This is a genomic window from Rhodococcus sp. JS3073 (genome assembly GCF_026810085.1).
GTDB lineage: Bacteria > Actinomycetota > Actinomycetes > Mycobacteriales > Mycobacteriaceae > Rhodococcus_F > Rhodococcus_F wratislaviensis.
On the sequence record NZ_CP113952.1, the window covers coordinates 698,476 to 725,435 of the forward strand.

The 26,960-nt window shown below is 65.4% G+C and carries 22 protein-coding genes and 1 pseudogene; 19 read left to right on the forward strand and 4 right to left on the reverse strand.

Annotation, left to right across the window (positions count from 1 at the left end; translation table 11 throughout):
* Positions 1–62: 62 nt before the first annotated feature.
* The 7 genes from OYT95_RS41070 (at position 63) to OYT95_RS41105 (ending at position 10,691) form a co-directional block, all read left to right on the forward strand.
* A complete protein-coding gene (locus OYT95_RS41070) occupies positions 63–1,220 on the forward strand; it encodes a M24 family metallopeptidase (RefSeq protein ID WP_268792353.1) in 1,158 nt (385 codons plus the stop codon).
* Positions 1,217–2,584, forward strand: a complete 1,368-nt coding sequence (locus OYT95_RS41075; protein WP_268792354.1) for an amidohydrolase family protein — start codon at positions 1,217–1,219, stop codon at positions 2,582–2,584. The genes OYT95_RS41070 and OYT95_RS41075 overlap by 4 nt, the downstream gene beginning before the upstream one ends.
* 32 nt (positions 2,585–2,616) lie before the next feature.
* Positions 2,617–3,672, forward strand: coding sequence for a sugar phosphate isomerase/epimerase family protein (locus tag OYT95_RS41080; RefSeq protein WP_268792355.1), 1,056 nt, complete (start codon positions 2,617–2,619; stop codon positions 3,670–3,672).
* Complete coding sequence (locus tag OYT95_RS41085) at positions 3,669–5,144, forward strand: chlorohydrolase family protein (RefSeq protein WP_268792356.1); 1,476 nt, start codon at positions 3,669–3,671, stop codon at positions 5,142–5,144. The genes OYT95_RS41080 and OYT95_RS41085 overlap by 4 nt, the downstream gene beginning before the upstream one ends.
* Positions 5,141–6,652, forward strand: coding sequence for an amidohydrolase family protein (locus tag OYT95_RS41090; protein ID WP_268792357.1), 1,512 nt, complete (start codon positions 5,141–5,143; stop codon positions 6,650–6,652). The genes OYT95_RS41085 and OYT95_RS41090 overlap by 4 nt, the downstream gene beginning before the upstream one ends.
* 573 nt (positions 6,653–7,225) lie before the next feature.
* Complete coding sequence (locus tag OYT95_RS41095; RefSeq protein WP_268792358.1) at positions 7,226–8,569, forward strand: MFS transporter; 1,344 nt, start codon at positions 7,226–7,228, stop codon at positions 8,567–8,569.
* Between the two features lie 1,318 nt (positions 8,570–9,887).
* Positions 9,888–10,691, forward strand: a complete 804-nt coding sequence (locus OYT95_RS41105) for an alpha/beta hydrolase (protein WP_268792360.1) — start codon at positions 9,888–9,890, stop codon at positions 10,689–10,691.
* Between the two features lie 615 nt (positions 10,692–11,306).
* On the opposite strand, the gene OYT95_RS41110 is transcribed toward OYT95_RS41105, so the two are convergent.
* Positions 11,307–11,711, reverse strand: a complete 405-nt coding sequence (locus OYT95_RS41110; protein ID WP_268792361.1) for a MerR family transcriptional regulator — start codon at positions 11,709–11,711, stop codon at positions 11,307–11,309.
* Between the two features lie 127 nt (positions 11,712–11,838).
* Between OYT95_RS41110 and OYT95_RS41115 the strand changes: the two genes are divergently transcribed.
* The 5 genes and pseudogenes from OYT95_RS41115 to OYT95_RS41135 form a co-directional block, all read left to right on the forward strand.
* Complete coding sequence (locus OYT95_RS41115) at positions 11,839–12,261, forward strand: Hsp20/alpha crystallin family protein (protein WP_268793285.1); 423 nt, start codon at positions 11,839–11,841, stop codon at positions 12,259–12,261.
* Positions 12,262–12,330: 69 nt separating this feature from the next.
* Positions 12,331–12,654 (forward strand): hypothetical protein, encoded by a 324-nt coding sequence (locus tag OYT95_RS41120; protein ID WP_268792362.1) that lies wholly within the window; start codon positions 12,331–12,333, stop codon positions 12,652–12,654.
* Between the two features lie 261 nt (positions 12,655–12,915).
* The gene (locus tag OYT95_RS41125; protein WP_268792363.1) at positions 12,916–13,188 is read left to right on the forward strand and encodes a DnaJ domain-containing protein; all 273 of its coding nucleotides are present in this window, start codon (positions 12,916–12,918) and stop codon (positions 13,186–13,188) included.
* Entirely contained in the window at positions 13,188–13,712 is a 525-nt protein-coding gene (locus tag OYT95_RS41130; RefSeq protein ID WP_268793301.1) for a hypothetical protein, read from the forward strand. The genes OYT95_RS41125 and OYT95_RS41130 overlap by 1 nt, the downstream gene beginning before the upstream one ends.
* Positions 13,700–13,879: pseudogene (locus OYT95_RS41135) on the forward strand (YegP family protein); the annotation flags it as partial. The gene OYT95_RS41130 and the pseudogene OYT95_RS41135, both read left to right, overlap by 13 nt.
* A gap of 975 nt (positions 13,880–14,854) precedes the next feature.
* Here the strand turns inward: OYT95_RS41135 and OYT95_RS41140 are convergent.
* The 3 genes from OYT95_RS41140 to OYT95_RS41150 form a co-directional block, all read right to left on the reverse strand.
* Positions 14,855–15,565: a substrate-binding periplasmic protein gene (locus tag OYT95_RS41140; RefSeq protein WP_268792364.1), complete on the reverse strand. Its 711-nt coding sequence runs from the start codon at positions 15,563–15,565 to the stop codon at positions 14,855–14,857.
* Between the two features lie 75 nt (positions 15,566–15,640).
* Positions 15,641–17,056, reverse strand: a complete 1,416-nt coding sequence (locus tag OYT95_RS41145; RefSeq protein WP_268792365.1) for a glutamine synthetase family protein — start codon at positions 17,054–17,056, stop codon at positions 15,641–15,643.
* Between the two features lie 257 nt (positions 17,057–17,313).
* Positions 17,314–18,744: an aldehyde dehydrogenase family protein gene (locus OYT95_RS41150; RefSeq protein ID WP_268792366.1), complete on the reverse strand. Its 1,431-nt coding sequence runs from the start codon at positions 18,742–18,744 to the stop codon at positions 17,314–17,316.
* An 80-nt stretch (positions 18,745–18,824) separates the two neighbouring features.
* Between OYT95_RS41150 and OYT95_RS41155 the strand changes: the two genes are divergently transcribed.
* The 7 genes from OYT95_RS41155 to OYT95_RS41185 all read left to right on the forward strand — a co-directional run bounded on the left by OYT95_RS41155 (position 18,825) and on the right by OYT95_RS41185 (position 26,959).
* Positions 18,825–20,207, forward strand: coding sequence for an aspartate aminotransferase family protein (locus tag OYT95_RS41155; RefSeq protein ID WP_268793286.1), 1,383 nt, complete (start codon positions 18,825–18,827; stop codon positions 20,205–20,207).
* 17 nt (positions 20,208–20,224) lie between these two features.
* Positions 20,225–21,721 carry an aldehyde dehydrogenase gene (locus OYT95_RS41160; protein WP_268792367.1) on the forward strand — a complete coding sequence of 499 codons (1,497 nt, stop codon included), beginning with the start codon at positions 20,225–20,227 and terminating at the stop codon, positions 21,719–21,721.
* A 10-nt stretch (positions 21,722–21,731) separates the two neighbouring features.
* Positions 21,732–22,487: a gamma-glutamyl-gamma-aminobutyrate hydrolase family protein gene (locus OYT95_RS41165; RefSeq protein ID WP_268792368.1), complete on the forward strand. Its 756-nt coding sequence runs from the start codon at positions 21,732–21,734 to the stop codon at positions 22,485–22,487.
* A gap of 80 nt (positions 22,488–22,567) precedes the next feature.
* Complete coding sequence (locus OYT95_RS41170) at positions 22,568–22,756, forward strand: ferredoxin (protein WP_268792369.1); 189 nt, start codon at positions 22,568–22,570, stop codon at positions 22,754–22,756.
* Positions 22,757–22,759: 3 nt separating this feature from the next.
* Positions 22,760–24,007: an NAD(P)/FAD-dependent oxidoreductase gene (locus OYT95_RS41175; RefSeq protein WP_268792370.1), complete on the forward strand. Its 1,248-nt coding sequence runs from the start codon at positions 22,760–22,762 to the stop codon at positions 24,005–24,007.
* A 199-nt stretch (positions 24,008–24,206) separates the two neighbouring features.
* The gene (gene ald / locus OYT95_RS41180; protein ID WP_268792371.1) at positions 24,207–25,316 is read left to right on the forward strand and encodes an alanine dehydrogenase; all 1,110 of its coding nucleotides are present in this window, start codon (positions 24,207–24,209) and stop codon (positions 25,314–25,316) included.
* 335 nt (positions 25,317–25,651) lie between these two features.
* A complete protein-coding gene (locus tag OYT95_RS41185; protein ID WP_268792372.1) occupies positions 25,652–26,959 on the forward strand; it encodes a flavin monoamine oxidase family protein in 1,308 nt (435 codons plus the stop codon).
* Position 26,960: the final 1 nt, after the last annotated feature.

Genomic DNA, 26,960 nt, shown 5'->3' on the forward strand with positions numbered 1-26,960 from the left:
GACCTGCTGGGTCCTATCCCAAATGCCCAAACACTAACAACCAATCGATCGGAAGTGATGACATGACAACACAGTGCGATGCGACTCAGGCTGCGGTATCGCGTATTGGCACGATCCTCCAGGAACGCGGGCTCGACGTAGTGCTGCTACTCGGGCTCGAGAACGTACAGTTCGCCGCAGGGGCACCGCTGCGCTCAGCGAGTGCCCTCGATCGCCCCAACGTGATCCTCGTTGACCGTGACGGAAAGGGCGTAGTCTTCACGAGTCAAGAAACGGTGTCGACAGTGGGGCTAATGGCACCGAGTCTTGAAGTCCTGGGCTACGACGAACGCGGCGCACGGTTCCCCAACGGTATCGTCGACCGCGTCGCGGACTACCTGTCCAGCATGTATGCCAGTACCGCACGACTCGGCTTCGAGGCCGACCGCATGCCCGTGGTCGCGCACGCGATGCTCCACCGGCTACTCCCCGCGGCGGACCTAGTCGAGTTCGATGATGCCCTCCGATTGCTGAGAATGGTCAAGAGCCCTCCCGAGATCGCCACAATTGCGGAGGCGGCAGCCCTCACCGAGCAGGCACTTGCTCGTACCATCGCGGATCTGTCGGCGGGCATGACTGAGCGTGAGGTGGCTGACCGACTCGTTTCCCACATGCAGTCCGCCGGATTCTCGACGGTCGACCCACTAGTCGGCGGCGGACCAAACGCGGCGCGTATCGGCCCGCCCACCGCGCGGCGATTCGAAGACGGGGACTGGGTTCGGTTGGACGTCAAGTCCCGCTACCAGGGATACTTCTACACGGACGCTGGTCGAATGGCCGTAGTCGGCAAACCCGACCAGGCGCAGCAGGATGCCTATGCCCGGCAGTACGAGCTGAACCGGCGTGTCATCGAGTACATGGGCCCGGGCCGCCGATGTGGCGACGTCTATCTCCACGCCCGCCGTGAGTGTGAAAATCTCGGTATCGAGCTGTTCAACTACGGGCACATCGGCATCGGTCACGGGATCGGTGTCGGTGGAACCGAGCGGCCGGTGCTGCACGAACGCGACGACGTGATCCTCGAGCCCGGCATGATCGTCAACATCGAACCCAACACCTACGGGCCAGACCGGGAAATCCTTCATATCGAGGACATGTTGCTGATCACCGACGAGGGCGCGGACCCGATCTCGCACCGCGAAGACTGGACCACACTGCGATCGACCGGGGGCCTACCGTGAGCGGATCCCACGCCCCGAACACGGTCGACCTGGTGGTACGAAACGCCGACTGGGTAGTCACGATGGCGGGGATCGACATCGAGGGCGGCTGGGTGGCCTGCGACGCCGGTGTCATCACGGCGGTCGGGCCGAGTGGACACGAGCCTGTTGCCCGGCGCACCCTCGACGCCCGCGGGGCAATCGTGACGCCCGGTCTGGTGAACGCGCATCACCACCTGTTTCAGAATCTGACCCGCGCCTATGTGCCGGCCTGCGCGAGCGGGCTCGAAGAATGGCTGGGCCACCTACGTCCGATCTGGGCACGCCTGGACGAGGACACGGCCTACTTGTCGGCCTGGATCGGACTGGCCGAGCTGGCGCTCGCCGGATGCACTACCACGGCCGACAACATATACCTGCATCCCAAACCCGGGCTGGTCGAGGCGTCGATCACAGCGGCCACGGAGCTCGGGATGCGGCTCGACCCGTGCCGGGGGTTTGTCGACATTGCCAGGATCCCGGTCGACGGAGCGCAGGACGAGGAAACGATCCTCCGCCGGAGCGAGGAGCTGTTCGTCGCATTCCATGACCCGAGCCCCGCCTCCCGCACACGGATATCGCTCGGTCCGACGGCCCTGGCCGCCACCAGTTCCCGCCTGCTCGAACGCTCGGCCGAGCTGGCCTCTCGGTTCGATGCCCGGCTGCACCTGCATCTGTTCGAGCAACAGGGTGAGGCCGCGGCCTCGCTGCGCGACTTCGGCCGCCGCCCCGTCGACGTGCTCGTCGACGCCGGCTGGTCGGGGCGCGCGTGGATCGCCCACGGCATCTACACCACCGAGGCCGATGTCGCCGCGCTGTCCGCGGCAGGTATTGGCGTGGCGCACTGCCCGAGCTCCAACCTGATGCTCGGTGGCGCCGCTGCCCCGGTGACCGCGCTGCGGCAGGCGGGCTGCGGTGTCGGTCTCGGCACGGACGGTGCCGCGTCCTCCGGCCTAGCGCAGCCGTGGCTCGAGGCCAGGACCGCGTTACTCCTCGCGCGCGAGCACAGCGGGCCCGCTGCGATGACGGCGCGCGAGGCCCTCGCCATGGCGACACTTGGTGGGGCGCACTGTCTCGGCCGCGATGGCGAGGTGGGCGCGCTCGCGCCCGGGCTGCAGGCGGACCTTGCCGTGTGGGATACCGGCGGGATCGGATATGCCGGCGCGGGCACCGACCCGGTCGAGGCCTGGCTGCGGTGCGGACCGCCGACTGTGCGCCACACCGTCGTCGCCGGTCGGCCGATCGTCACTGACGGCGCACTGGCGGTCGACGGACTCGAAGAAAGGCTCGAGTCGCACGCGAAGTATGCACAGTCTTGGCAACAGCACTTGGCCACGACGCCCTAGCGTCGTGGCCAACCAGATGAAGGGAACGGAAAATGAAGGTCGGAGTGGACGGTCGCAAGCTGCCTGGCGCAGCACGCCGCACGGCGGTGGAGAATCTCGACTACGCGGCGGAGCTAGGTATGGACGGTGTCTTCTTCCGGACGGTCCTGGACATCACACCCACACTCGACCGTCAGGTGCTCAAGGAACTTCGGCAGCGCGCCGACGAGCGGGAACTCTACCTCGAGATGGGCCTGGCGAAGGTCAACCCCTACGCGAACGCCGAGGCACCGGAGGTGCGCGAGCTCGGCGACGGTGACTATCGCCTCGGCATGATCCGGATGATGGAGGCGTGCACCGAGATCGGCTGCAACGAACTGTGGGTCGGCACCGCCAACTACAAGCCACGGCTGCCCGGGTACTTCGTCTTCGACCGGTTCCGCACCGACGTTTCGTGGACCGAACAGCTCACGGCCACCGAACGCTTTCTCGGGTCGCTCGCTCCGGTGGCGCGAGACCTCGGTTGCCACCTCAATGTCGAAACACATGAGGAGATAACCTCGTTCGAAGTCGTGAACATTGTCGAGGCCATCGGTCCGGATGCCATCGGCGTGACCTTCGATCCTGCAAATGTGGTGGCCCGCGCCGAGGATCCGCTCGCCGCCGCCCGCCGAGTGGCCCCCTATGTGCGCATGAGCCACGTCCGCGACGTCGCGATGTTCACCACCGACTACGGTATCGGTCGCATGCTGGCACCGTGCGGCGAGGGTGTCATGGACTGGCCGGCGATCCTTGCGGCCCTGGCCGAGTACCGACCCGAACTGCAGCTGTCCATCGAGAACTCGCGGGACCGCACGATCATGCCGATCCACGTGTACGACCCCACGTGGCTCGCGGCGCACCCCGACCTCACCACCGCCGAGCTCGCCGAGATCTTCCGGCTCACAAGGGAATACGAACGGCGTGCCGCCGAGGGAGAACGCCCCTCCGTGACGCACCTGACCGGGACGCCCTGCGACGAGGCCGAGCAGAGCCGGTTCATCACCGAGACCGCAGCCTATCTGCGTGACGTCGCCGAATCCCTCGGTGCGGGTGGAGTGAGGCGGTGAGAACCCGGATCACGGCCCGCTTCGTCGTCGGATACGACGGGACCGACCACCTCGTGTACGAGAACGGCGAAGTTGTCTATGAGGACGACCAGGTCATCCACGTCGGTCACGGATACGACGGCCCTCTCGACGCCGACCGCGACGAGGGCCTGGCGCTCGTCGGCCCCGGCTTCGTCGACCTCAACGCGCTCGGCGACATCGATCACGCGATCTTCGACACCTATCAGGATGCGGAGCTGGCCAAGGGGCTGCGCTGGTCCGCCGATTACCTCGCCCGGCGACACGACGTGTTCACCTCCGATGAGGAGGCCTTCAAGCGGCGCTACGCCTTCGGCCAGCTGCTGCTCAACGGAATCACGACCGCCCTCCCCATCGCCTCGGAGATCTACAAGGGGTGGGCCGAGACCTACGACGAGATGGCCTCCGCGGCCGAGAGCGCCGCCGAAGTGGGGCTACGCGTGTACCTGGGGCCGAGCTTCCGCTCGGCGGTGCCGATCATCGACACGGATGGACGCGGGCGACTGCACCACGACCCCGCACTCGGCGAGCGGGGACTGGACGAAGCGATCCGCTTCGCCCGCGATGTCGACGGCCACCGTGCTGGACTGGTCCGCGGCATGCTCGCACCGTCGCGGATCGAGACCATGGACCTCGCGGCGCTTCGACGCGCACGCGAGGCCAGCGACGACCTCGGCTGCCCGATCAGGCTGCACGCCGGGCAGACCCTGGACGAGGTCGACGTTCTTCAGCACGAACACGGCCTGCGGCCGATCGAACTGCTGGAGAGCATTGGCTTTCTCGGACCGCGAACCCTCATCCCGCACGCGTGGGCGGTGTCGGGGCACAGCCAGATGCCGGCTGCTGCGCATCTAAGCAGCGACCTCGATGTGCTCCGTGACAGCGGCACCACGGTCATCTTCTGTCCGATGGCGGTCGCCCGGTACGCGGTCGTGCTCGAGTCCTTCGACCGGTATCTCAGCCACGGGATCCGGCTGGGGATGGGCACCGACACCGCGCCACCGGACATGATCCGGGCCATGGACACCGGAATGGTGCTCACGAAGGCCATCGAGCGGTCCAAGTCCGCCGGATCGTGCCGGGACCTATATCGGGCGGCCACCGTCGGCGGCGCCGACGCATTGGGTCGGCCGGACCTCGGGCGCCTCGCTCCCGGGACGCAGGCCGACATCACCGTCGTCGACCTGACCGGCACCCGAGTCGGTCCCGTCGACGACCCAATCCGAACCCTCGTCCTCAACTGCAACGGCCGTGACGTGAAAACCGTTGTGGTCGCGGGACGGACGGTCGTCGAGGACGGCGCGCTGCCCGGCGTCGACCCCGAACGCGACCGCGCACGAGCCCAGCACTACCTGGATCGGTACCGGGCGAGCTACACCGATCGCGACTACCTGTCGCGAAGGGAGCACGACCTTTTCCCCCCCACCTTCCGGACCGTCGCGGTGCCGAGATGACCGCCGCGTCGGGGCATCCATCCTCGATCCGCGCCGACCTGCTCCTCGAGCACGGCGTCGTGGTCACCATGGATCCGCAGCGGCGGATTATCGAGGACGGTGCGGTCGCCGTTGTCGGAGACCGCATCGCCGCGATCGGTACCACGACCGACCTGCGGCGCGACTACACGACCGCAGAGACGATCGACTGTGCCGGCCAGATCGTGCTGCCCGGGCTTGTCGACGCCCACGGTCACGGCGGCCACGCACTGCTCAAGACGATCGGCGTGGACACCCTCTCCTGGTGGATGCGCATCGCCACGCGAACCTACTTCGAGCACACCTCGAGCGAGTTCTGGCACGCGGACGGGCAACTCGCCGCCCTCGAACGGCTGAAATTCGGGGTCACCTGCGGAGTCAGCGTCCTCGGATCGCAGCCGCGGTCGGACGTCCCGGAGTTCGGGGCCGCACACGCCCGGGCATACGCGGAGGTCGGCCTCCGCGCGGTGCTTGGCGTAGGGCCGTGCGGCCTGCCCTGGCCCCGCGAAGTCGGCTACTGGGTGGGCGACGAACACCGTCGCACAACCGTGTGCTTGAACGAGATGATGGCGGGTGCCGAGGCAACAGTCCGCGAGTGGCACGGCGGCGCCGACGGCAGGATCCGCGTCTACGTCACCCCCTACACGATGGTGCCGTCCCTGAACCCTGGGGGCCCGACCGCTCCCGACCTGGCCACCGAGCTGACGGCGGAGGATCTCGAGCAGACCGAACGGGTCCGCGACCTCGCAGCTCGGTATTCAACCAGGATTCACACCGACGCGTTCGGCGGGATGATCGAGCTGGCACACCGCCGTGACCCGAACGCGCTGCTCGGGCCGGACGTGCACTTCCAGCACGGGTTCGGACTCTCCCGTCGGGAGGTCGCAATTCTCGCCGAGACGGGGACCGGGGTCACCCACGGTCCCGGCGTCGTGGTCGGTGCGCTCCGCGGGCGGTGCCCGGTCCCCGAGCTCCTCGACGCCGGCGTCACCGTCGCGGTCACCACCGACGGATGCGCACCGATGTCCTCCTTCGACCTGTTCACCGCGATGCGGCAGGCCCAGACGCTCTCCCAGCTCCAGCTGCGCGATGTGTCAGTGCTGCCACCCGGAAAGCTGTTGGAGATGGTGACTATCGATGCCGCACGTGCGCTCGGCTGGGACGACGAGATCGGCTCTTTGGAGCCGGGTAAGGCCGCCGACATGATCGTCGTGGACACCCGGCAGCCGCATCTACAGCCGGTGCACATGCCGGTGCACACGCTGGTGTACAAGGCGAGCGGGCAGGATGTCGGCACGGTGGTGGTGGCCGGTCGTGTCCTGATGCGTGATCGAGTGCTCCAGCAGCTCGACGAGGCGCAACTGGTCGAGCACGCCGTCGACGAGTCTCGCCGGGTGGTCGCGCGCGGCGGCCTCGAACGGTTTATCACGTTGCCGGCCTGGGGAACCTCCAGGCAGGTCTTCGATCACCCGGTTCCCTTCGGACAGTGATGATGATCGCGACGTGAGCCTGAATATTCAGGCACTGATCACCCTCGACCGCCCGGCGAAGATACTCCCTCCGACCGAGAGACACACTGTCTCGCCGGTCGGGCACTGCGTGCCCCAACAACGACGAGAACGAAGTATGAATGCTACCGCCCGACGTCTATCCCGACGGCGGTCACGAGCGGCTAAGAATCCACAGGGCAGACAACCGAACGCGCTCGACGGGGCGCTGACTCACTGGCGCAACTCGCTCCCACAGGAGCACGGTCTCCTCTTCGCGACCGGTACGTGATCGCGCTGGAGGCTGCGGTCGGATTGGTGGCCTCGTGCCCGTTCCGCATGAGGAGGTTCCAGAATGAGGCCCACGCTTGATAGGGGCGCCTCATTGGTGCCACCTGTCGCCGACCCGGTATGCCCACAGGGTATGGCAAAGCCAAGATTCAGCATTGGTGCGCCATGTCACAATTGGCAAGACTTAGGGGAGCAACACACCGCCGCCCCACGAGACGGACCACCATCGTTGTGGCGGCGGTGCCAACGAAATATTCGATCTTACGACCCACCGATAGGTCACACATGAACGAGAGCTCTCCCCAGAAAACCGGCGCCCCAATCGACAAGGGCGCCCGCCGAGTCGCACTCGCAACACTGTCCGGCACCGTCCTCGAGGGATACGACTTCTTCATCTACGGGACGACAGCGGCACTGATCTTCAACTCGCAGTTCTTCCCCTCACTCAGCCCCACAGTGGGCACCCTCGCCGCATTCAGCACTTTCGCCGTCGGGTTCGCCGCCCGCCCGATCGGCGGACTCGTCTTCGGACACTTCGGCGACCGGATCGGACGCAAGTCGACCCTCGTGGTCTCCCTGCTCATGATGGGCATCGCGTCCACCCTGATCGGTGTAGTTCCCAACTACGCGGCAATCGGAATCTGGGCACCGACCCTGTTGGTCATACTTCGATTCATTCAGGGCGTGGCCCTTGGCGGCGAGACCACAGGTGCGACGCTGATGTCCATGGAGCACGCCCCGCAGGGGCGGAAGAACCTGTTCGCCGGCTTCCCTCAGATGGGCACGCCCGCCGGCCTTGTCCTCGCCAACCTGACCATTCTCGCCACGACCACCCTGATGTCCGACGAAGCCTTCACGTCCTGGGGCTGGCGCATCCCGTTCCTGCTCAGCATGGTTCTTGTCCTGCTCGGCCTCATCGTCAGACTCCGGATCACTGAATCCCCCTCCTTCGCCAATGTCGTCGACAACGACGAGGTAGTGAAGTTCCCCCTCGCCGAATCGCTGAAGGTCGGATTCCCCCGACTCACCGTCACCCTGCTCGCCGCAATCGCCAGCGGCGCCATTGGCTACGTGTTCATGGTATTCAGTCTGTCCTACGGGACGCAGCGTCTCGGATACGACCGCCAGTTCCTCGTCCTGTGCGTGACCCTGGCAGCGACCGTATGGTGCACCCTGATCCCGTTCTGGACCACCGTGGCAGATCGCTACGGCCGGCGATCAATGTTCATCGCCGGATCGATCGCACTGCTCGTTTCCGGCGTCGCCTTCCTGCCGCTTATCAACACCGGCAACAAGGCACTTGCGGTCTGCGCCTTCGTCTTGATGGGGCTGGTCATGCCGATAACCCACAGCGTCCAGGGCGCGATCATCGCGGACACGTTTCCCGCCCACGTGCGCTATTCCGGATCCTCGCTGATCCTGCAGACCGGATCCATACTCGGTGGCGGCCTGGCGCCAATGATCGCACTTGTGTTGCTCGACGCGAGCGGCTCATCCGCTGGTGTCACGGCGTATGTCATCGCGATCGGTTCCGTCAGCCTGATCTCCGCCATCGTGATGTTCCGGATGGTTCCAGAGGAGGAAGTGAAGGCGGGAACGGATCCAGCAATAGTTACGGCGCAGGTCTAGCGGAAGTCGACGGTGAGACCACCGGCCGCTTCGGGCGGTGGTCTCGTCGTGCGTACCGCGTGACGATTACGACGGATTGTTGTCTCGCGAGGTCCGGTCGGCCGACGGCTCAAGGTTCGAGATGTCGGCAGCGTGATGCCCACGCTATGTCTGTGTCCACTGGCCAGTAGCGAGACGACGATGATGCTCACACAGGCATCGTGGTCGTCGCTGAACATCTCGCGAGGCAATGACGATGTGAGACATATGATGCCGATCTGCTGTTTAGGCTTACGAGTCGGTGTAGTGGCGACTCTGTACGGTCACTGTCCGCATCCTCCACCTCCGCAGCGGGTTGATGACGCACTGCAGAAGCACTGGATGAGGCTCTTGGGGGTCAGTTCCGAACGCACTGACCCTCAGAAGGTAAGCCCCGCCGCCATGAGCATCGAAAACACTTCCCAGAAATGCTGAAATGCCATGAACTCCCAAGAATATCGTCGTTGGCGTCAGCGACGCCGCGCTGCTTGGATTGCGATAAACCGCAAGCGTAAACACCCTGACAGCGAGGCGGAGCTCCTAATCGAGTTCGCCAGCATCTGGGCGCCATATGGGGGTGCGACCGAGGAAGAGATCCTGGTCAACTTCGGTATGACGAAGCACCGGTTCATCGAGCGTCTGTGGCTGGTCATAGCTGAATCGAACTGCGATCTAGAAGAGATACGCAATCTAGAGCACGCGTACCCGAGTCACTGGTGGGCTAATGGATCGTGATCATTACGCAGTGTGGCAGGCCATCGCCAGCCAAATGGCTAGCGATACAACAGTCCCCACTTATTTCGGCGGTTTCGATAACCTCGTTGACATAGTCAACTGCCGGTCAGGGACCGGGCGATCGGCAACCTCAGAACTAGCTGGCTCTCCCTTCGGACATCCCGCTTTCTGCTTCTGCGTCTATCCGTCTAGGTTCCGACCTACCGCATCGCCGTGTGTCAACGGCATCTGAAACTGACCCCTTTCCGGAAGGCGGGGGCAGGCCATACCGTGTTTTCACGTCCCGTCGACCAAATCGTGCAGCCATCTGTTGATCAGCTCGTGCAGAAGAGCGCTGCACACACCGAAGACCACCTGCTCTTGGTGCAGCCGACTTCCGAAACTGACAAGGTTCGCCGTGGAGCGCCGTCCTCGGGTATGCCGGTCTAGCGGGCTAAATGAACCCCGGAAGCCGAGAAGGGCGTACAGCCGATTCTCGTAGATGGCGCCCGCTGACTTGAGGCGGTGCCACACTGATTGGTGACCGACGATGCAACTGCCAGCTCTGAACGCGGAGGAGTCAGCGATGCTGGAGGTAATCGAACGGGGTACTCGCAACGGGAGTGGTCCATCGTTGCTCTTCGTACACGGAGCGTGGCACGCGGCTTGGTGTTGGGATGAGCACTTCCTCGACTTCTTCGCGAGCAGAGGCCACCACACACTCGCGGTGAGCTTGCGCGGTCATGGCGGAAGTCCCAGCTCGAAGCCGCTTCGCTGGGTGAAAATCGCAGATTACGTCGACGATGTGGCCGCGGTCGCGGATGAACTTCCGTCAAGGCCAGTGGTCATCGGCCACTCCATGGGTGGATTCATCGTGCAAAAGTATCTGGAATCCCACAGTGCTCCGGCCGGCGTCCTGCTTGCGTCCGCCCCTTCGAGCGGGATCTGGCGTTCTTCGCTGAGAGCGACGCGCCGGCACCCGCGAGCGGTCCTCGCAGAAACGCTCACACTAAGTCCGCATCGTCTCGTCGGGACCGTGGAACTGGCTCGTGACCATATGTTTTCAGCGCAGATGCCGGATGCCGACGTCGAGCGTTACTTTGCCCGGTTGCAGGAGGAGAGTCACCGGGCGTTTCTCGACATGCTCGCACTCAATCTACCGAAACCGAAGCGGGTGTCGGCTCCGATGCTCGTGCTCGGCGCCGACCAGGATCATGCCTCCTCCCTCAAGGAGGTGCGAGCAACAGCGCGCGCTTACGGCACCGACGCCGAGATCTTCCCGAACATGGCTCACCACATGCTTCTTGAGCCGGGATGGGAGAAGGTCGCTGAACGAATCGACGCCTGGCTCCGGAAATTGCAGTCTGAGGCCCTGAAATCGCCCGAGTGAAACAAGCGAGTCAATCCAGAGGCCGGTGTGGCGATGGCCAAAACGGACCTTGGTGACCGCAGATTGGCGCTCAGCCCACTCCGCTCCCTCGACCAGGCTTGGTAAAAGCTGCCGGAGCCCAACGACCGTGACCGACAGGCTCACGCGGGGCTTCTCGACATCGCCTTGCCCCACCCCGGACCGGGTACCCGAGTCGATGCCGCGGTACGCCTGTCGCCACGTGTATCACGCCAACGCCGACACCGCCTCGCACACATATCCGGACATCGGCAACGCAGGATCGGGCACACCGCGCTTCGCCATCGAGAACCACAAGTGGGGTCCTCGAATCCATCGATTTCCTACATCGGGCGGTACGCCACCTGGACCCGCCGGGACGTATCGCCATCCTGGCCTCTGACCGCTTCGGATCTCGTTGGGATCCACGTCGGTCTATTCCTGCCGAACACGATGATGCATTCCGGCTAAAAACATTTAGCCACGGATTTCTTGCAGGTGGGGGCGGGATATGCCGTGCCGAGGCAGCCACCGCGGTAACAGCACCGTGACCGATCATTCCGTCGCTGATGCCATTCCCGGCGCGTCCTGCGCCCGAAGCGGCGCGGCCCGGCGCTTTCAGTGGTGTTCGTGTTCGTCGATGCCGGGGGTACGGGCGGTGCTCGTGCGGTCTGTGGTGGTCTCTGGATGCTGCTCGGCGCGCAGTTGCGCGTTGTCGGCTTCCAGGCGGCGGTTGTCGCGTTCGAGTTCGCTGGTGCGGTGCTCGAGGTCGAGAACCCGGCCGATTCCAACGAGGTTGACGCCCGCGTCGATGAGTTCGGCGATGCGTTTGAGCCGGGCCAAGTCGTAGTCGCTGTAGCGACGGGTGCCGCCGATCGTGCGGCCGGGGGTGATCAACCCGTAGTCCTCGTATAGGCGCAGCGCGGCGACCCCGAACCCGGACAGCTCGGCGGCCACCGAAATGCCGTAAACACCGCGCAGCGACGGTGATTCGGAATCGTACCGCTCGAATTCTTCGGGCACTTTTGCTCCGATCAGGAATTTTCTCGCGCAACCTCTTGTCATAGTCTACGACAGGTGCTATACCAAACCTACAGCATCTGCTGGAGTTTACCTGGTGGAATGAAGAGGGTTTCAGGAGGTGGACATGATGTTGATGCGTACGGATCCGTTCCGCGACCTCGACCGTCTGACACAGCAGATCCTCGGCACCGCGGCCCGCCCGGCGGTGATGCCGATGGACGCCCGGCGTGAGGACGACCGGTTCGTGGTGGAGTTTGATCTGCCCGGCGTGAATGCCGACTCACTGGATCTGGACGTCGACAAGAACACGCTCACGGTGCGCGCCGAACGATCCGCGCTCGACGAGAACCGAGAGATGGTTGCCGCCGAGCGGCCGCGCGGGGTGTTCAGCCGACAGCTGTTCCTGGGGGAGAACCTCGATGCGGACAAGATCGAGGCGAACTACGACGCCGGGGTGCTGCGGTTGACGATTCCGGTCGCGGAGAAGGCCAAGCCCCGCAAGATCGAGATCAGTAGTGGGCATTCGGAGAAGAAGGCGGTCACCGCCTGAGGCGCGGTCGACAGGGAGACCGTCAACGCTCGACCGAGATGACACGGCTCGGGAGGGGGTGAACAGGACATGACATCGGCGAACATGGTCACCGAGGTGAACACCACCGTCATCCCGGAGCGCAGCGAACACGAAGTGGTGTGGCCGTGGCACGAGCTCGACTACGCAGTGCTCGAGGCCGATTCGGACCGCATCCTCGCCGACGCGCTCACACCGCAGGCCGTGGTCCTGCTCACTCGGTTGGCGACTGCGACGGCCGGTCCGCCGCGGCCATCCTCTCCCGCTTCGATGGGGTGGACGGTGTCAGCTCCTCCGGTCCCGGAGATCCGGGCAACGCAGCGCTCGCCACCGACACCCGGAAAGACCATCCCCAAGAGGGTGTTTCGTATGTGATGTAGTTCGGAAAAGGGGTGATAAATCAGACGAGTGCACCAGCTCACGGGGTTCGACCGCTGCCGCCTCCTTCACCTGTCGATGCTTCGCGCGCGGCGCGGCGAACCCCGGGCACACCGCCCGGCACCGCCGATCAACGAAAAGGACCACACGACGGCGCCGACCGCGCACCCGACACGATCCGTGGTGGTTGTGTCGGGTCGACCGGGGCGCACGGCCATCAGTGGCAGACGGTGTTCGTCGGCTGTTCCGGGCGGGGCAGTGCCCACCCGTCACATTCACGAGAATCAGGAAAAGCGGGGCGGGCCTTTCGTGCGGGTCGGGCTCGCCCCGCTCTGGTGGTTCCGGCACCCCGACGCCCGGGACCACCTTTTCTCCGGCGCATCGCAGGGAAGAAACGAGATGGCGGCCGCCAATCGGGACCCGTATCAGGTGCTGGGACTGTCCTCGTCGGCGTCCAAGGCCGAGATCGCCAGTGCCTTCCGGCGGTTGCTGTGTGAACACCACCCCGACACCCGCTCACCCAACCGGTGATGGTGACAAACTTCTCAGCTCCGCAAGTTGCGGCTTTCGTCCAGCTCATCCGGTCCGAGCTGCCGGCTCCGCTGATCTACACCCTGTATGCGCCGTCCGTGCCGCGCTTCCTCGAGCAAGCCGGTCAGGCTGCAGAGGGACTTCTCTGGGCCACCGTCACCGGCCTCTACGGTGACCGATTCGGTCGGCACTTCGGGGAGCGGTTCAACCGGCGGTTCGGCGAGCGACCAGGGCTCTCGAGCGCCGGGATTCATTACGACATGGTGCATCTGTTGGCACTGGCATGGTCGAGATGTGCCTCACCGAGGGATTTCAGGGAGGTCAATTCCCGGCTTCGGGAAACCGTTCATCGTGGGGTGAATGGTGCGTACTACCTCGGAAATCGTGGGCAAACCAATGTCTCGTATCTGGATGGGGCTTCGGATGCTTCTGTTGCTCAAGCTCATCTGGTCTTTCAAGTCCAGGATGGAGAGCACCGGATAATTGCGCCACCCTCGTTGTCCGAGTCGACATTTCGGGCCTAGCCCTCCAAGCTCACAATGTCTCACACGGCGGTGCGAAGTTCCGGTTACATCTGAAGGCCGCTAACGGTGAGATCATCGCGGCGAGCCAGGGTTACACCTCGAGGGCGGCGGCTGAGGCCGGGATCGCGTCGATCAAGGACGGTCGGTCATCCGTAAGCGCCTCAGAGTCGATTTTGGATGGCGACGAGTGCGTCGCCGCATTGAGTCCTTGGAACCGATCCCGACCGCGCGCCAGTGTCTATCGTGTCGTTGGGCGCGTGAAGTAGGCGGTGTGTATGCGGCGCGCGATGCTGGGATCGCAGTCGGACTGGTTGATCGTCTGTCGAAGTGCGTCCAAGAAGCGGGCGGTAGTCATCCCGAACTGGACCATGACTTCGTCTGCGGGCGGGCCTCCGTATGGGATCCAGCTCTGCGCGAGGCGAATCAGGTGGTTTGATTCCTGTGGAAGGTGGGAGGAGTGTCTTTCCGCGCGGATCCTGTCACGCAGCCGCTGACGGCGAGCGAGGTGGTGCAGCGTTGGGTGCTCATCGGTCGGGGGTTGTCGGGCAGGCTCCAACATGGGGTCAGAATGACAGTTGCGGTTGGTGCTCGGTTCATACATGGAAACAGCTGCCTTCCGGAGTATGTCATTCGAAGTGTGCGGGATTGGTCCTGAAGTGCCGGCGGAGGTCGTCCCTGGAGTCGGGTGACCTGCTCGGAGTGACGATCGGCCCGGACGACAATCCATCGGGTGGCGGGGGGTGAGTCTCGTACTGCTGTTCCTCGGGTCCTGCGAGGATCGATGATCCGTGCACGTGCTCGGCGCGGGCGCGTTCGGGAATGTGTTTGTGGTGGAATCGAATCGCGGTGAGTAGGCGGCGACGGTAGTCATCGACCTCGATGTGGAAGAGATCCCCGATCCTGTCCGGGGCCGCCGATCGGTGCCCACAAGAGGGCCAGGTCGAGAATGTCGTCGTCGGGATGTGTCACCGTCGGTGGCATGGGTTTTCTCCCAGCCATTGCGGGGTGTGCTCTTTGGTAGTAGCCCGTGTTCCACGGGCCGAGCTGGGCGGGCGACCGCCGTCGTACAGGTGCAGATGTCGGCGCCCGCCCAGCCCCCATTCATGGAAGCGTGATGCCGCGCCGAGCATGGGACGGCGGTTTCACAGTGGAAATGCCTTGGTCGGGAAGGAGTTGTGCCAGATTTCGGCGAGCGTGCCGTCGGCGATCAGGTGCTGGATCGCGCCATTGAGTGCGGCGCGCAGCGCATTCGAATCCTTGCGCACCGCAATGCCGTATGGGTTGCGTGTGGGTGCGATGAAGGCGACACGCAGCGTGCCGGTGGCTTCGAGTGCGGGCAGGACGATCTCGTCGTCGACGAACGCGTCGATGGTGCCGTCGGCGGCGGCGTCGGCCATCTCGTGGAAGGCGTCGTCACCGGAGCCGAATTCGACGACCTCGGCACCGGCGAACGAGGCGGCGAGTGCAATGTTGGTGGTTCCGGTGATGGCTCCGACTTTGCGGCCGACGAGGTCGGCGGCCGAGTGGATGGGACTGTTTGTTCGGACGACGACGCCTTCGTTGAACCGTCCGTAGGGGGTGGTGAAGTCGACGACCTCTTCGCGGTCGGGGGTGATGGCCTGGTTGCACAAGATCGCGTCGCATCGCAGTTCGGTCAGTGTCGGCACGAAATCGGACCACCGGCGTACGTCGACCCACTGCAGGTCGAGGCCCAGGTGGTTGGCCAGTGTACGACCGAGGTCGGGTTCGTAGCCGAATCGCACCCCGTCGACGACCGAGGTCATGGGGGGAGCGGCGATGTCCGTGGAGCACAGGACGAGAGTTCCGGATTGAATGAGTTCGAGATCGCTCACGGTTAGGGTCCTTCTAAAGGTGATACCGGCATGGAGGATCGGACCCCGCCCTCCGGCGGGGTCCGAAATGGCGTGTTACGGGGTGTAACGCAGGTAGGTGTCGAAGTCCCAGTTGGTGATTGCTCCGGTTCGCCGGTTGCATTCGTCGCGTTTGCAGGCGGTGAAGGTGTCGTAGAGCGCGCTGGGCAGAATGGAGCGGACCGCCTTGTCGTCCTCGAGGGCGTCCAAGGCTTCGGTCAAGGTCAGCGGCGGCGGCGCGAACGTCGAGGAAGCATCGTCAGAGGTTCCGGCGTAGGCGTTGCCGAGTTCGGGTTTGCCGGGATCGAGGTTGCGGCGGATGCCGTCGGCCATCGCGCCGATCAGCGCGGCGTGGGACAGGTAGGGGTTGACGGCCGCATCGGGGGAGCGGACTTCGACGCGTCCGGGCAACACGCGGTAGCTGGTGGTGCGGTTGTCATATCCCCAGTTGGTGACCGCCGGCGCGAACAGGCCGACATCCCAGAAGCGGGCGTAGGAGTTTGCCGTCGACGCGAGCAGTGCGGTCATTCCGCGGGTGTGCTCGAGTAGGCCACCGAGCGCGTGCCGGCCGAGTTCGGTGAGGTCGTCATCGTCGGCGAAGACGTTGTCCTCGCCGCGCCACAGGCTCGCGTGATGGTGGCAGCCGTTGGCCATGATGCCTGGGACCGGCTTGGGCATGAAGGTAGCCAGAACACCGAACTCCTTCGCCACCGCCATACAGATCTGCCGGTAGGTGATCAGCCGGTCTGCTGTTGCGAGGGCGTTGTCGTATTGGAAGTTGCACTCGAGCTGACCGGGGTCCTCGTAGTCGGACTGGATCATCTCGAAACCCAATTCCTGGGCATACTGCGTGATGCGCTTGAGGATCGGCATCATTTCCGCGATGTGTTCGAGGTGATAAGAGGGGCCCACCCAGTCGGGGAAGAAGGAGGCGGAGCGGTCGATGGCATCCGGGCCGGAAAACCAGCTCATCTCCGGCTCGCACCCGGTCCTAAGTTCGAGCCCCGTCTCTTCACGGAAGGCGGCAATGACGCGCTTGAGGTTGCCGCGGGCGTCGGCCTCCTCCGGTTCACCCGGCCCGACCTCCTCACGCAGCGAGCGGAAGTGGTCGCAGAAGACCCGTGCGACACTCGGATCCCACGGCAGGATTTGCACCGTGGCCAGGTCGGGCACCAGGAGACCTTCCCGGGTGCTGATGCCGCCCGGTCCCAGCAGCTCACCGGCCAGACTCGCCTGCAGGCCGCCGGCCGCCGCGTAGCCGAAGGGCACACCCTTGCGGGCGGCGGTGCCGAGAAAATACTTCACGGGCATGACCTTGCTGAGGACGCGGCCCTGAACGCTCACATACTGGCAGTGAATGTGTGTGACATCGCGCTCGTCGAACAGTCGCCGACACCGTTCCAGCTCGGGCTCGCGGGCGGGATCGCTGAGCGCCAGCTCCAGTGGGGTCGCGTGTTCGCGGGTGGTGGGCATACTTGGCCTCCGGGGTCTCAAGATATTGTGCGGCGCCGCGCTCGATCAAGCGAGGCTTCCGGTCGAAGCTGCGTGCGGCGCACGGGGGAACCCAGGGCTCGAACCCTGAGTGATAAATATAACATCAGGCATTAGATGTTATCCGCTTGTTCGGCCATCCGCAAGCTTGATTTCAGATCTGTTGAGGTAACCAGCCGGTCTGGACGCATGTCCCGGCGCGGCCGCGATCGGCGCGCCGGGACATCACGTCTCACCGGTCAGCCGTGCTTGATCCAGACGTGCTTGACCTGGGTGAACTCATCGATACCGTAGCTCGAACCCTCGCTGCCGTAACCGGAATCCTTGACCCCGCCGTGCGGCATCTCGGGAAGCATCGACAAGTGGTCGTTCATCCACACGGTGCCGAACTCGAGGCGCGGGGCACTGCGCATCGCCCGGCCGAGGTCGCCGGTCCACAGGGATGCGGCCAAGCCGAAGGGAGTGCCGTTCGCCCACTCCACCGCCTGGGCGTCGTTGTCGAAGGACTGCACGGTCACGACCGGCCCGAATATCTCCTCCTGCACGACCGGATCGCCTTGCTCGACGCCGGTGATCAGTGTGGGCGCAACAAAATTGCTGTCGGAGTACGCCGGGGCCTGTCCGGTGAGGATTTTCGCGTTCTGGGCGTTCTGGACATAGCTGACGACTCGGTCGCGGTGCCCGCGATAGGCGAGGGGTCCCATTTCGATGTGCTCGCCCTCGTCGGGTGCCCCCACGCGGACGGATTCGAACGCGGGCACCAGGCGATCGAGGAGATCGTCGTAACACGACTTCTCGACCAGCAGTCGCGGCGCCGCCAGGCAGACCTGGCCGGAGTTGACCGTGGCGGCGTGACGAATTCCCGCCACGGCGGCGTCGAGATCGGCATCGGCGAACACGATGGCAGGGCAGTTGCCACCCAATTCGAGATGCACCCGCTTGAGGGTCTGCGCCGCCGCGGTGGCCACCGCCTTCCCCGTGGTGACCGCACCGGTGACCGATATCATCCGGACCGCGGGGTGCTGAGCGAGCGTGGAGCCGACCGGATCGCCCTGCCCGGTGATGACATTGAGGACTCCGGGCGGCAGGATCGGAGTCGCGAGTTCGGCCAATGCCAGCGTCGTGAGCGGGGTCTGCTCGGCGGGTTTGAGCACGCACGCGTTGCCCGCGGCCAGTGCGGCACCGACTTTCCAGATCGCGCCCATCAGGGGGAAGTTCCACGCCGTGATCAGGCCGACGACACCGATGGGCTCGCGGCGCACGATCGAGGTGGTACCGCGGCGGAACCCGTTGGACGCCAGACCCTCTCCGGTGCGTACCGCGCCGGCGAAGAAACGAAGACCGTCGATCGCCTCGTCGACCTCGCCGCGCGCCAGCAGGATGGGCTTACCCACGTTCGCGGATTCGAGATCGGCCAGCTCGCTCTTGTGCTCCGCCATGGCATCGGCCAAGCGGAAGAGCGACTCCGATCGCTCCCGCGGCGTCGTCTCGCGCCATGTCTGCCAACCGGATTCGGCGGCGCGGACCGCGGCGTTGACGTCGGAGCGTGAGCTCACCGCCGCCTCGCCGATCACCTTCCCGGTGGCCGGATCCGTGATCGGCGCACGCGCGCCGTCGGCGGGGTCGACCCATCGACCGCCGATGAAGTTCTGACTGCGCACCATCGTCATGCTCTCGCTCCTCCGTTGACATCCATAAATCAAACCTATAATGTCAGAGGTTAGAAGGCAAGATTCGGTTTTGAGTGAGAGTGGAGGTAGTCGAGTTGAGCGCAAATCCCGTGCAAGCCATCGATTCCGACCCGAGCAGACACTTGTGGATGCATTTCAGCAACATGGGAGCGTACGCGCAGGGGGCCGAAGTCCCGGTCATCGTCCGCGGCGAGGGCTGCTACGTGTGGGACAAGCACGGGAACCGGTACCTCGACGGCCTGAGCTCGCTCTACTGCGTGAACGTCGGTCACGGCCGCGCCGAACTGGCTGAGGCCGCCGCCAAGCAGGCGACCGAGCTGGCCTTCTTCCCGACCTGGGGCTTCGCCCATCCCCGCGCGATCGAGCTCGCGACCAAGATCGCCGACCTGGCACCCGCGGACCTGAACCGGGTGTTCTTCGTCGGCGGTGGCGGTGAAGCCGTGGACTCCGCCTTCAAGCTCGCCCGGCAGTATCACAAGATTCGGGGAAATGCCGGCAAGTACAAGGTGATCTCCCGCAACACCGCCTATCACGGCACCACCCTGGGCGCGTTGGCGGCCACCGCGTTGTCGCCGGCACGAGTGCCCTTCGAGCCGTTGCCCATTGGCGGAAGCCACGTAACGAACACAAACGTGTACCGGCTCGACCCGCATACGGTGGATGCACTCGCCGAGGCGATCCGGGAACGGATCGAATTCGAGGGACCCGACACGGTCGCAGCAGTGATCCTCGAACCCGTTCAGAACTCGGGGGGCTGCTTCGTCCCGCCCGAGGGCTACTTCCAGCGCGTCCGGGAGATCTGCGATCAGTACGACGTCCTGCTGATCTCGGACGAAGTCATCTGCGCGTTCGGGCGGCTGGGGGAGTGGTTCGGCGCCCAGCGCTTCGACTACGTGCCCGACATCATCACCACCGCGAAGGGCCTCACCTCGGCCTACGCGCCCATGGGGGCGGTCATCGCCTCCGACCGCGTCATCGAGCCGTTCCTCGCCGACAACAACGTGTTCATGCACGGCGTCACCTTCGGTGGTCACCCGGTCGCCTCGGCGGTCGCGCTGGCGAACATCGAGCTGATGGAGAGCGAGAAGATGCTCGAGAACGTGCGCGCCAACGAACCGGTGTTGCGCGGAATGCTCGAGTCGCTCCGAGATATCCCCCTCGTCGGGGACGTGCGCGGCGCGGGCTATTTCTGGGCGATCGAACTGGTCAAGGACACGGCGACAAAGCAACGCTTCTCGCCGGCCGAGGGCCGCACGCTGTTGGCCTTCCTTGCCCCCGAACTCTACAAACGGGGTCTTATCTGCCGGGCGGACATGCGCGGGGATCTCGTCATCCAACTCGCGCCGCCGCTCATCGCCGGCCCCGAACACTTCGCCGAGATCGAGACCATCCTGCGGTCGGTGCTCGTCGATGCCGCGGCACTCTCGTTGCCGACCGAATGACCCCCAGGAGAAACCCGATGACCAGCACGATCGACACCACCGGTCTGCCCGCCTACCAGATGTACGTCGACGGGCACTGGGTCGCCGCAGACTCCGGCGCCACCTACGCCACCGTCAACCCGTACACCCAGGAGCCCTGGTCGACGGCCCCCGACGCAGGCGCCGCCGACGTCGACCGGGCCGTGGCCGCCGCCCGCACGGCCCTGTCGACCGGATCGTGGTCGACCGCGACCGGCGCCGAGCGAGCACGGCTGATGCGTAAACTCGCGGACCTGCTCGAGCGGGATGCCGCCGCACTCGGAGCCGTCGAGACCACGGACAACGGCAAACTGCTGCGCGAGATGACCGGCCAGATGGCCTATCTCCCACAGTGGTACCGGTACTACGCCGGGATCGCCGAGACGCTCGGCGGCGACACCCTGCCGTCGGATCGCCCGAACTTCTTCATCTACACCCGTCGCGAGCCGGTCGGGGTGGTCGGTGCGATTCTGCCCTGGAACTCACCCCTGATGCTGCTGGCGTGGAAGCTTGCGCCCGCCCTCGCCGCCGGCTGCACCCTCGTCGTCAAACCCTCGGACTACACCCCGGCCTCCACCCTCGAATTCGCCCAGCGCATGAACGAGGCGGGCTTCCCCCCGGGTGTCTTCAACGTCCTGACCGGCACCGGACCGGAGGTCGGCAAGGCACTCGCCAGCCACAACGGCATCGACAAGATCGCGTTCACCGGTTCCACCACGGTCGGTGTCGAGGTCGGCCGCGCGGCGCTGCAGAACATGACGCGGGTGCTGCTCGAGCTCGGCGGAAAGTCCGCCCAATTGGTGTTCGCTGACGCGGATCTGGAGGCCGCCGCCAACGGTGTGATCGCCGGCATCTTCGCGGCCACCGGGCAGACCTGCCTGGCCGGATCGCGCCTGCTGGTCCACGAGTCCGTCCACGACGAGCTGGTCGAGCTGATCGTGCGCCGGGCAAAGACCATCGTGCTGGGAGATCCGACGGATCCGGCCACCGAGATGGGACCGGTGGCGAACGAGACGCAGCTTGCCTCGGTGCTCGGGATGATCGAGAAGGCGGTCGCCGACGGGGCCACCGTCGCCACCGGTGGTGGTCAATCCGCCGGCCTCGGTGGACTGTTCGTCGAACCCACCGTCCTCACCGACATTCGGCCGGACATGACCATCGCACAGGAGGAGGTCTTCGGCCCGGTGCTCGCGGTGACGCGATTCTCGACAGAGGAGGAAGCTCTCGAGCTGGCCAACGGCACCAAGTACGGGCTCGCCGCCGGAGTGTGGACCCGTGACCTGCAGCGCGCACACCGCGTCGCCGCCGCGGTGATCGCCGGCACGGTGTGGATCAACGCCTACCGGGTGGCCGGACCTGGCGTGCCGTTCGGTGGATTCAAGATGAGTGGCTGGGGGCGGGAGAACGGACCCGAGGCGGTCCTCGAATACACCGAAACCAAGGCGGTCTGGGTGGAACTGACCGGCGCCACCCGCGACCCCTTCACGATCGGCTGAGGTGACCACGATGCACTCCTCGAACAATTCCGGGCGTGTGAAGGTCGGCATCGTCGTCGGCGTCGAACACGGGGACTTCGGTATGTGGAAGAACGTGCCCACCGCGATGCTGCCGACCACCTATGTCGAGGCCGTCCGGCGCACCGGGGGGACTGCGTTGCTGTTCCCGGCCGATGACGAGGTGGCCGAAAACCCTGACCAAGTCCTCGATCTCGTCGACGCGGTCATCCTCGCCGGGGGCCGTGACATCGGCCCGGCGACCTACAGCCAATCCCCGCACACCGCGACGGCCGAGCCCGACGTGGTGCGCGATCGCGCCGAGCTTGCAGTGGCTCGCCGGGCCCTCGAACTCGACGTCCCGATCCTGGGCATCTGCCGTGGAATGCAGATGCTCAACCTCGCTTTCGGCGGAACGCTGGACCAGCACGTGCCCGACTCGCTCGCCCACGACGATCACGCTGCCCACGACGGTGTGTTCGGCAAGCACGAGGTCATCTTTGTTCCGGACACGGTCGCCGCGGGCGCCTACCAATCCGACACCGCGACCGTGCACTCGGCACACCACCAGGGGGTCGGTCGACTCGGCGACGGGTTGACGGTCAGTGCGCGCTCAGTACCGGATGGGGTGATCGAGGCCATCGAGTCCCCCGAGCACGCGTTCGCGCTCGGTGTGCTGTGGCATCCCGAACAGGACCCGACGAGCCCTCTGTTCCGGGCGTTCCTCGACCGTGTCGACGGTCGGGTACGCCAGCACAGCGACTCCTGACCCGCCGGGCAGATCCGGCAGGCCCCGACTGTACCCATCGCAATACCGCTGCCCACCACTCAGGGAAGAGAGATCCGACAATGAAAGTCACCGTAGACACCGCTGTGTGCGCCGACCACGGACAGTGCATCTTCAGCGCGCCGCAGGTATTTCAGTTCGACGACGACGGGAAGCTGGTCTGGGAGTCGGCGCCGGACGAGTCGCTGCGCGCGTCCGTCGAAGAAGCCGCGGACGTGTGCCCCGTTCAGACAATTCGTGTGGACGATTAACCGATGTCGCCACGGATTGTCGTCGTCGGCGGATCCCTCGGCGGGCTGCGTGCCGCTGAGCAACTGCGCGTAAGCGGCTGGTCGGGTGAGCTGGCGGTCGTCGGCGCCGAAGTGCACCTGCCCTACAATCGTCCGCCGCTGTCGAAGAACGTTCTGGTCGCCTCCGACGCCCGTGCTCTCGGCGCGGCCGAGCTGGTCAACTACCCGGGTGTCGCCCTGCGGCGGCGCGCGCACGTCGAGGATGTGTCCTGGGTGACGGGCACCGAGGTAACCGGGGCCGTGTTGGCGGATCACGTCCTGCACACCGGCGACGGGCGCACACTCAGCTATGACGGTCTGGTCGTTGCGACCGGACTGCGACCCCGCCGGTTGTCGATCGACGGTTTCGGCTCTCACCGGCACGTACTACGCACCCTCGACGATGCGATCGCACTGCGCGATCAGCTGACGGCGGCAACTTCTGTGGTGGTCGTCGGCGGCGGCTTCATTGGTTGCGAGGTCGCCGCGAGTGCCCGCCGCGCCGGATGTCAGGTCACGGTCGTCGAGCCGTTCGCCGCACCGATGCTCCGCCCGCTCGGCACCGACCTCGCCCGCACCCTGCAGGCCTTCCACGAAGAGCAGGGTGTGACCTTCGAACTGGGCAGGTCCGTCTCGGCCCTGGGCGGCCGGTCATCGGATCCTGAGGTGCTCGGTACGGTCATCCTCGACGACGGCACCGAACTCGCAGCCGACCTCCTCGTCGAGGCAGTCGGATCACGGCCCAACGTCGAATGGCTCGCCGGGAACGGCTTGGACCTGTCCGACGGCGTCCTCTGCGACAACATGATGCGCGTCGAAGGCCGCGACGATGTGGTGGCGGTCGGCGATGTTGCTCGCTTCCCGAACCCCCGATTCGACAGCACCCCGCGCCGTGTCGAACACTGGTCCATCCCGGCCGATACCGCGCAGCGCGCCGCTGCCACCTTGATCCGAGGGCTGAGCCCCGATGCAAACGGCGACGGGGATCCGGCGCCGTTCGCGCCGCTGCCGACCTTCTGGAGCGACCAATTCGACGTCCGGATACAGGGATTCGGGCGCACCGACCACGCAGACCGCATCGAGGTCTTGGAAGGTGGATTCACCCCGGGATGGGCATCGGCGGGTGTCGTGGTCGGTTACTTCAGAGAATCCACGATGACCGGCGTCGTCATCGCCGGCGGCACGCCGGCGCAACGGATGCGGCATAAAGCCCTTCTCGAGGACGTGGGCTGAGCCTCATGCCCGCCGCAGATCCCGGGTACACCTCCGCCCACGACGACGCATCGCGTCCGTCTCGGCCCGCAGTCACCGACCGCGGTGGTCGGCGCCGACCCGCGGGTCTATGTCGTCCTTTTTCGCGCCGCGCCGAAGGTCCGCTGCACTTGCGGCACCACGCGTTTCACCAACCACGAACGACCGAAGTGAGGGTCCTGTGAAGGTCAGCATTCCCAAAGAAATCAAGAACCATGAGTACCGCGTGGCCATCACCCCGGCCGGCGTGCATGAATTGGTCGCGTCCGGGCACGAGGTGTTCGTGGAGGAGGCAGCCGGTGTCGGATCGTCGATCCCGGACGAGGACTACCTCGCCGCGGGCGCGAAGATCCTCTCCTCTGCCGACGATGTGTGGGACACCGGTGACCTTATTCTGAAGGTCAAAGAACCCATCGAAGCCGAATATCACCGGATGCGCGAGGGGCAGATCCTGTTCACCTACCTCCATCTGGCCGCAGACAAGCCACTGACCGAAGAGCTGCAGAAACGTCAGGTCACCGGCATCGCCTACGAAACGGTGCAGACCCCGAACGGGACCCTGCCGCTCCTGGCACCGATGAGCGAGGTCGCCGGTCGACTGGCCCCGCAAGCCGGTGCGTACCACCTCATGCGGGCCGGTGGCGGTCGCGGCGTGCTGCTCGGCGGGGTGCCCGGTGTACCGGCGGCCAAGGTCGTCGTGATCGGTGCCGGTGTCTCGGGGATGAACGCCGCGGCGATCGCATTGGGCCTGCAGGCGGAGGTCTCGCTCCTGGACCGGAACGTCGACGCGCTGCGCGCCGCGGACCGCGCCTACCAAGGGCGCCTGCGCACGGTGGCCTCCAACGCCTATGCGATCGAAGACGCGGTCCTCGACGCCGACCTGGTGATCGGCGCGGTGCTGGTGCCCGGCGCCAAGGCCCCGATGTTGATCTCCAACGAGTTGGTCAGCCGGATGAAGCCTGGATCGGTGCTGGTGGACATCTCCATCGACCAGGGTGGGTGCTTCGAGGACTCACGCGCCACCACGCACGCCCAGCCCACCTACGAAGTGCACAACTCGATCTTCTACTGCGTGGCGAACATGCCCGGCGCCGTGCCGCACACCTCCACCCATGCCCTGACCAACGTCACACTGCCCTACGCCCTCGCCCTGGCGAACAAGGGGTGGGAGCAGGCGTTGGGCGAGGACCAGTCCCTGGCACGGGGCCTGAACACCCACGCCGGGCTGGTAACCAACGCACCTGTCGCGGAAGCGCATGGACTCGAGTCGGCTCACGCCGTCACCGTCTGACGAATCCACACTCTCCCCTTGATCCAAAGACGGTCCGCGGGCCGCCGAGCGATCCGTGCCACGCACCAGACCCTGTTGGAAGGTAGGCGCGTGGCACGGTCCGTTCGGCGGCCCTTTCGGCATTTTCATCACAGGAACCGGCCTAGAACGGGTGCAGCGCAATGTGGGCCCTACCAGGAGTGTAGGTGGGCGATAGGACGGCCCCGGCACGCCATTCGAAGTCCGCGGGACTCTCAGATCGCCACCTCGAGAATTAACACTACAACCTCTAGTATATGAAGTTATGAGGTGTTAGGTTGTGATCGCGCTCATAGTTGATGAAGGAGAGAGTGTCGATGAACGAAGTATTTGACGTAGTTGTCGTGGGGGCCGGATTCGCCGGCATTACCGCCGCCCGAGATCTGACCGCGGAGGGGAAGTCGGTCGTCGTTCTCGAGGGACGCGATCGCATCGGTGGCCGTACCTACACCGATGGCAAGATCGGGCGGCCGGTGGAACTCGGCGGCGCCTACGTGCACTGGACACAGCCGAACCTGTGGCGGGAGATGCAGCGCCACGGTCTCGAACTGACGACACCCGTGCCGATCGACCGCGTCCACTGGCTGGCCGACGGCGCACTGCACTCGGGCACCGAGGCGGAATTCGACGCCCTCGCGGGCCCGGGCATGGAGCGGTTCGTCGAGGACGCCCGTGAGCATTTCCCATTCCCTTACGATGTCCACGCGACGGACATCGGGGAGATCGACCTGGAGACCTTCACCGATCGGATGAAGCGGCTCGATCTCGAACCGGCAGAACGTGACATGCTCGACGGCATCCTCTCCTACACGGTCGCCGCACCGGACCAGCAGGCGGTATCGCAGATTCTCCGTTGGGCCGCACTGTATTTCGGCGACTGGCGTGTTCTCTGGGAGTCGGGTGCCTACTGGCGTATCGCGACCGGAACCAAGAGCCTGATCGAGGCGATTGCCGCCGAATCCTCCGCCGATATCCGGCTGTCGACTCCGGTGTCGGCAATCGCGAACGACGGCGACGAAGTAGTCGTCACCACCCGAGCGGGGGAGACCATCCGCGCCAAGTCCGTCGTCGTGACCGTCCCGGTCAACGCCCTCAACACGATCGAGTTCTCGCCCGCGTTGAGCGAGGGCAGCCAGCGCCTCGCTGACGAGGGACATCCGATGCGCAACCGCAAGATGTGGGTCCGGGTAAAGGGTGAGATCGAGGCGTTCACCGCCTACGCCCCGCTGGGTGCCAACCCCATCACCATCGCCATGACCGAATACCGCCTCGACGGTGACACCTTGATCGTGTGCTTCTGTCCCGACGCCACCGCGATCGACCCCGACGACAAGGACGCCGTCCAGGACGCTTTGCGCGCGTACGTGCCCGACCTCGAGGTCGTCGACACCGACGGACACGACTGGCTGGACGACGAATTCTCGCAGGGCACCTGGATGATGATGCGTCCCGGACAGCTGTCATCGGCAGTCCCGGACATTCAGAAGCCGCACGGCCACGTCTACTTCGCCGGCAGCGACATCGCACCCTCGTTCGTCGGGTGGATCGAGGGCGCTCTCGAAAGCGGCGCCCTCGCCGCCCGGAACGTGGTCCGCGATCAGGCGGCCGGCGCCCAGCGGGCCTGAG

Coding starts and splice junctions, on each gene's coding strand:
- OYT95_RS41165 (WP_268792368.1), top strand. CDS start 21,732: ATGCACTCCTCGAACAATTCCGGGCGTGTGAAGGTCGGCATCGTCGTC.
- OYT95_RS41150 (WP_268792366.1), bottom strand. CDS start 18,744: ATGACGATGGTGCGCAGTCAGAACTTCATCGGCGGTCGATGGGTCGAC.
- OYT95_RS41070 (WP_268792353.1), top strand. CDS start 63: ATGACAACACAGTGCGATGCGACTCAGGCTGCGGTATCGCGTATTGGC.
- OYT95_RS41120 (WP_268792362.1), top strand. CDS start 12,331: ATGACATCGGCGAACATGGTCACCGAGGTGAACACCACCGTCATCCCG.
- OYT95_RS41130 (WP_268793301.1), top strand. CDS start 13,188: ATGGTGACAAACTTCTCAGCTCCGCAAGTTGCGGCTTTCGTCCAGCTC.
- OYT95_RS41080 (WP_268792355.1), top strand. CDS start 2,617: ATGAAGGTCGGAGTGGACGGTCGCAAGCTGCCTGGCGCAGCACGCCGC.
- OYT95_RS41090 (WP_268792357.1), top strand. CDS start 5,141: ATGACCGCCGCGTCGGGGCATCCATCCTCGATCCGCGCCGACCTGCTC.
- OYT95_RS41160 (WP_268792367.1), top strand. CDS start 20,225: ATGACCAGCACGATCGACACCACCGGTCTGCCCGCCTACCAGATGTAC.
- OYT95_RS41170 (WP_268792369.1), top strand. CDS start 22,568: ATGAAAGTCACCGTAGACACCGCTGTGTGCGCCGACCACGGACAGTGC.
- OYT95_RS41185 (WP_268792372.1), top strand. CDS start 25,652: ATGAACGAAGTATTTGACGTAGTTGTCGTGGGGGCCGGATTCGCCGGC.
- OYT95_RS41095 (WP_268792358.1), top strand. CDS start 7,226: ATGAACGAGAGCTCTCCCCAGAAAACCGGCGCCCCAATCGACAAGGGC.
- OYT95_RS41145 (WP_268792365.1), bottom strand. CDS start 17,056: ATGCCCACCACCCGCGAACACGCGACCCCACTGGAGCTGGCGCTCAGC.
- OYT95_RS41175 (WP_268792370.1), top strand. CDS start 22,760: ATGTCGCCACGGATTGTCGTCGTCGGCGGATCCCTCGGCGGGCTGCGT.
- OYT95_RS41105 (WP_268792360.1), top strand. CDS start 9,888: ATGCTGGAGGTAATCGAACGGGGTACTCGCAACGGGAGTGGTCCATCG.
- OYT95_RS41115 (WP_268793285.1), top strand. CDS start 11,839: ATGTTGATGCGTACGGATCCGTTCCGCGACCTCGACCGTCTGACACAG.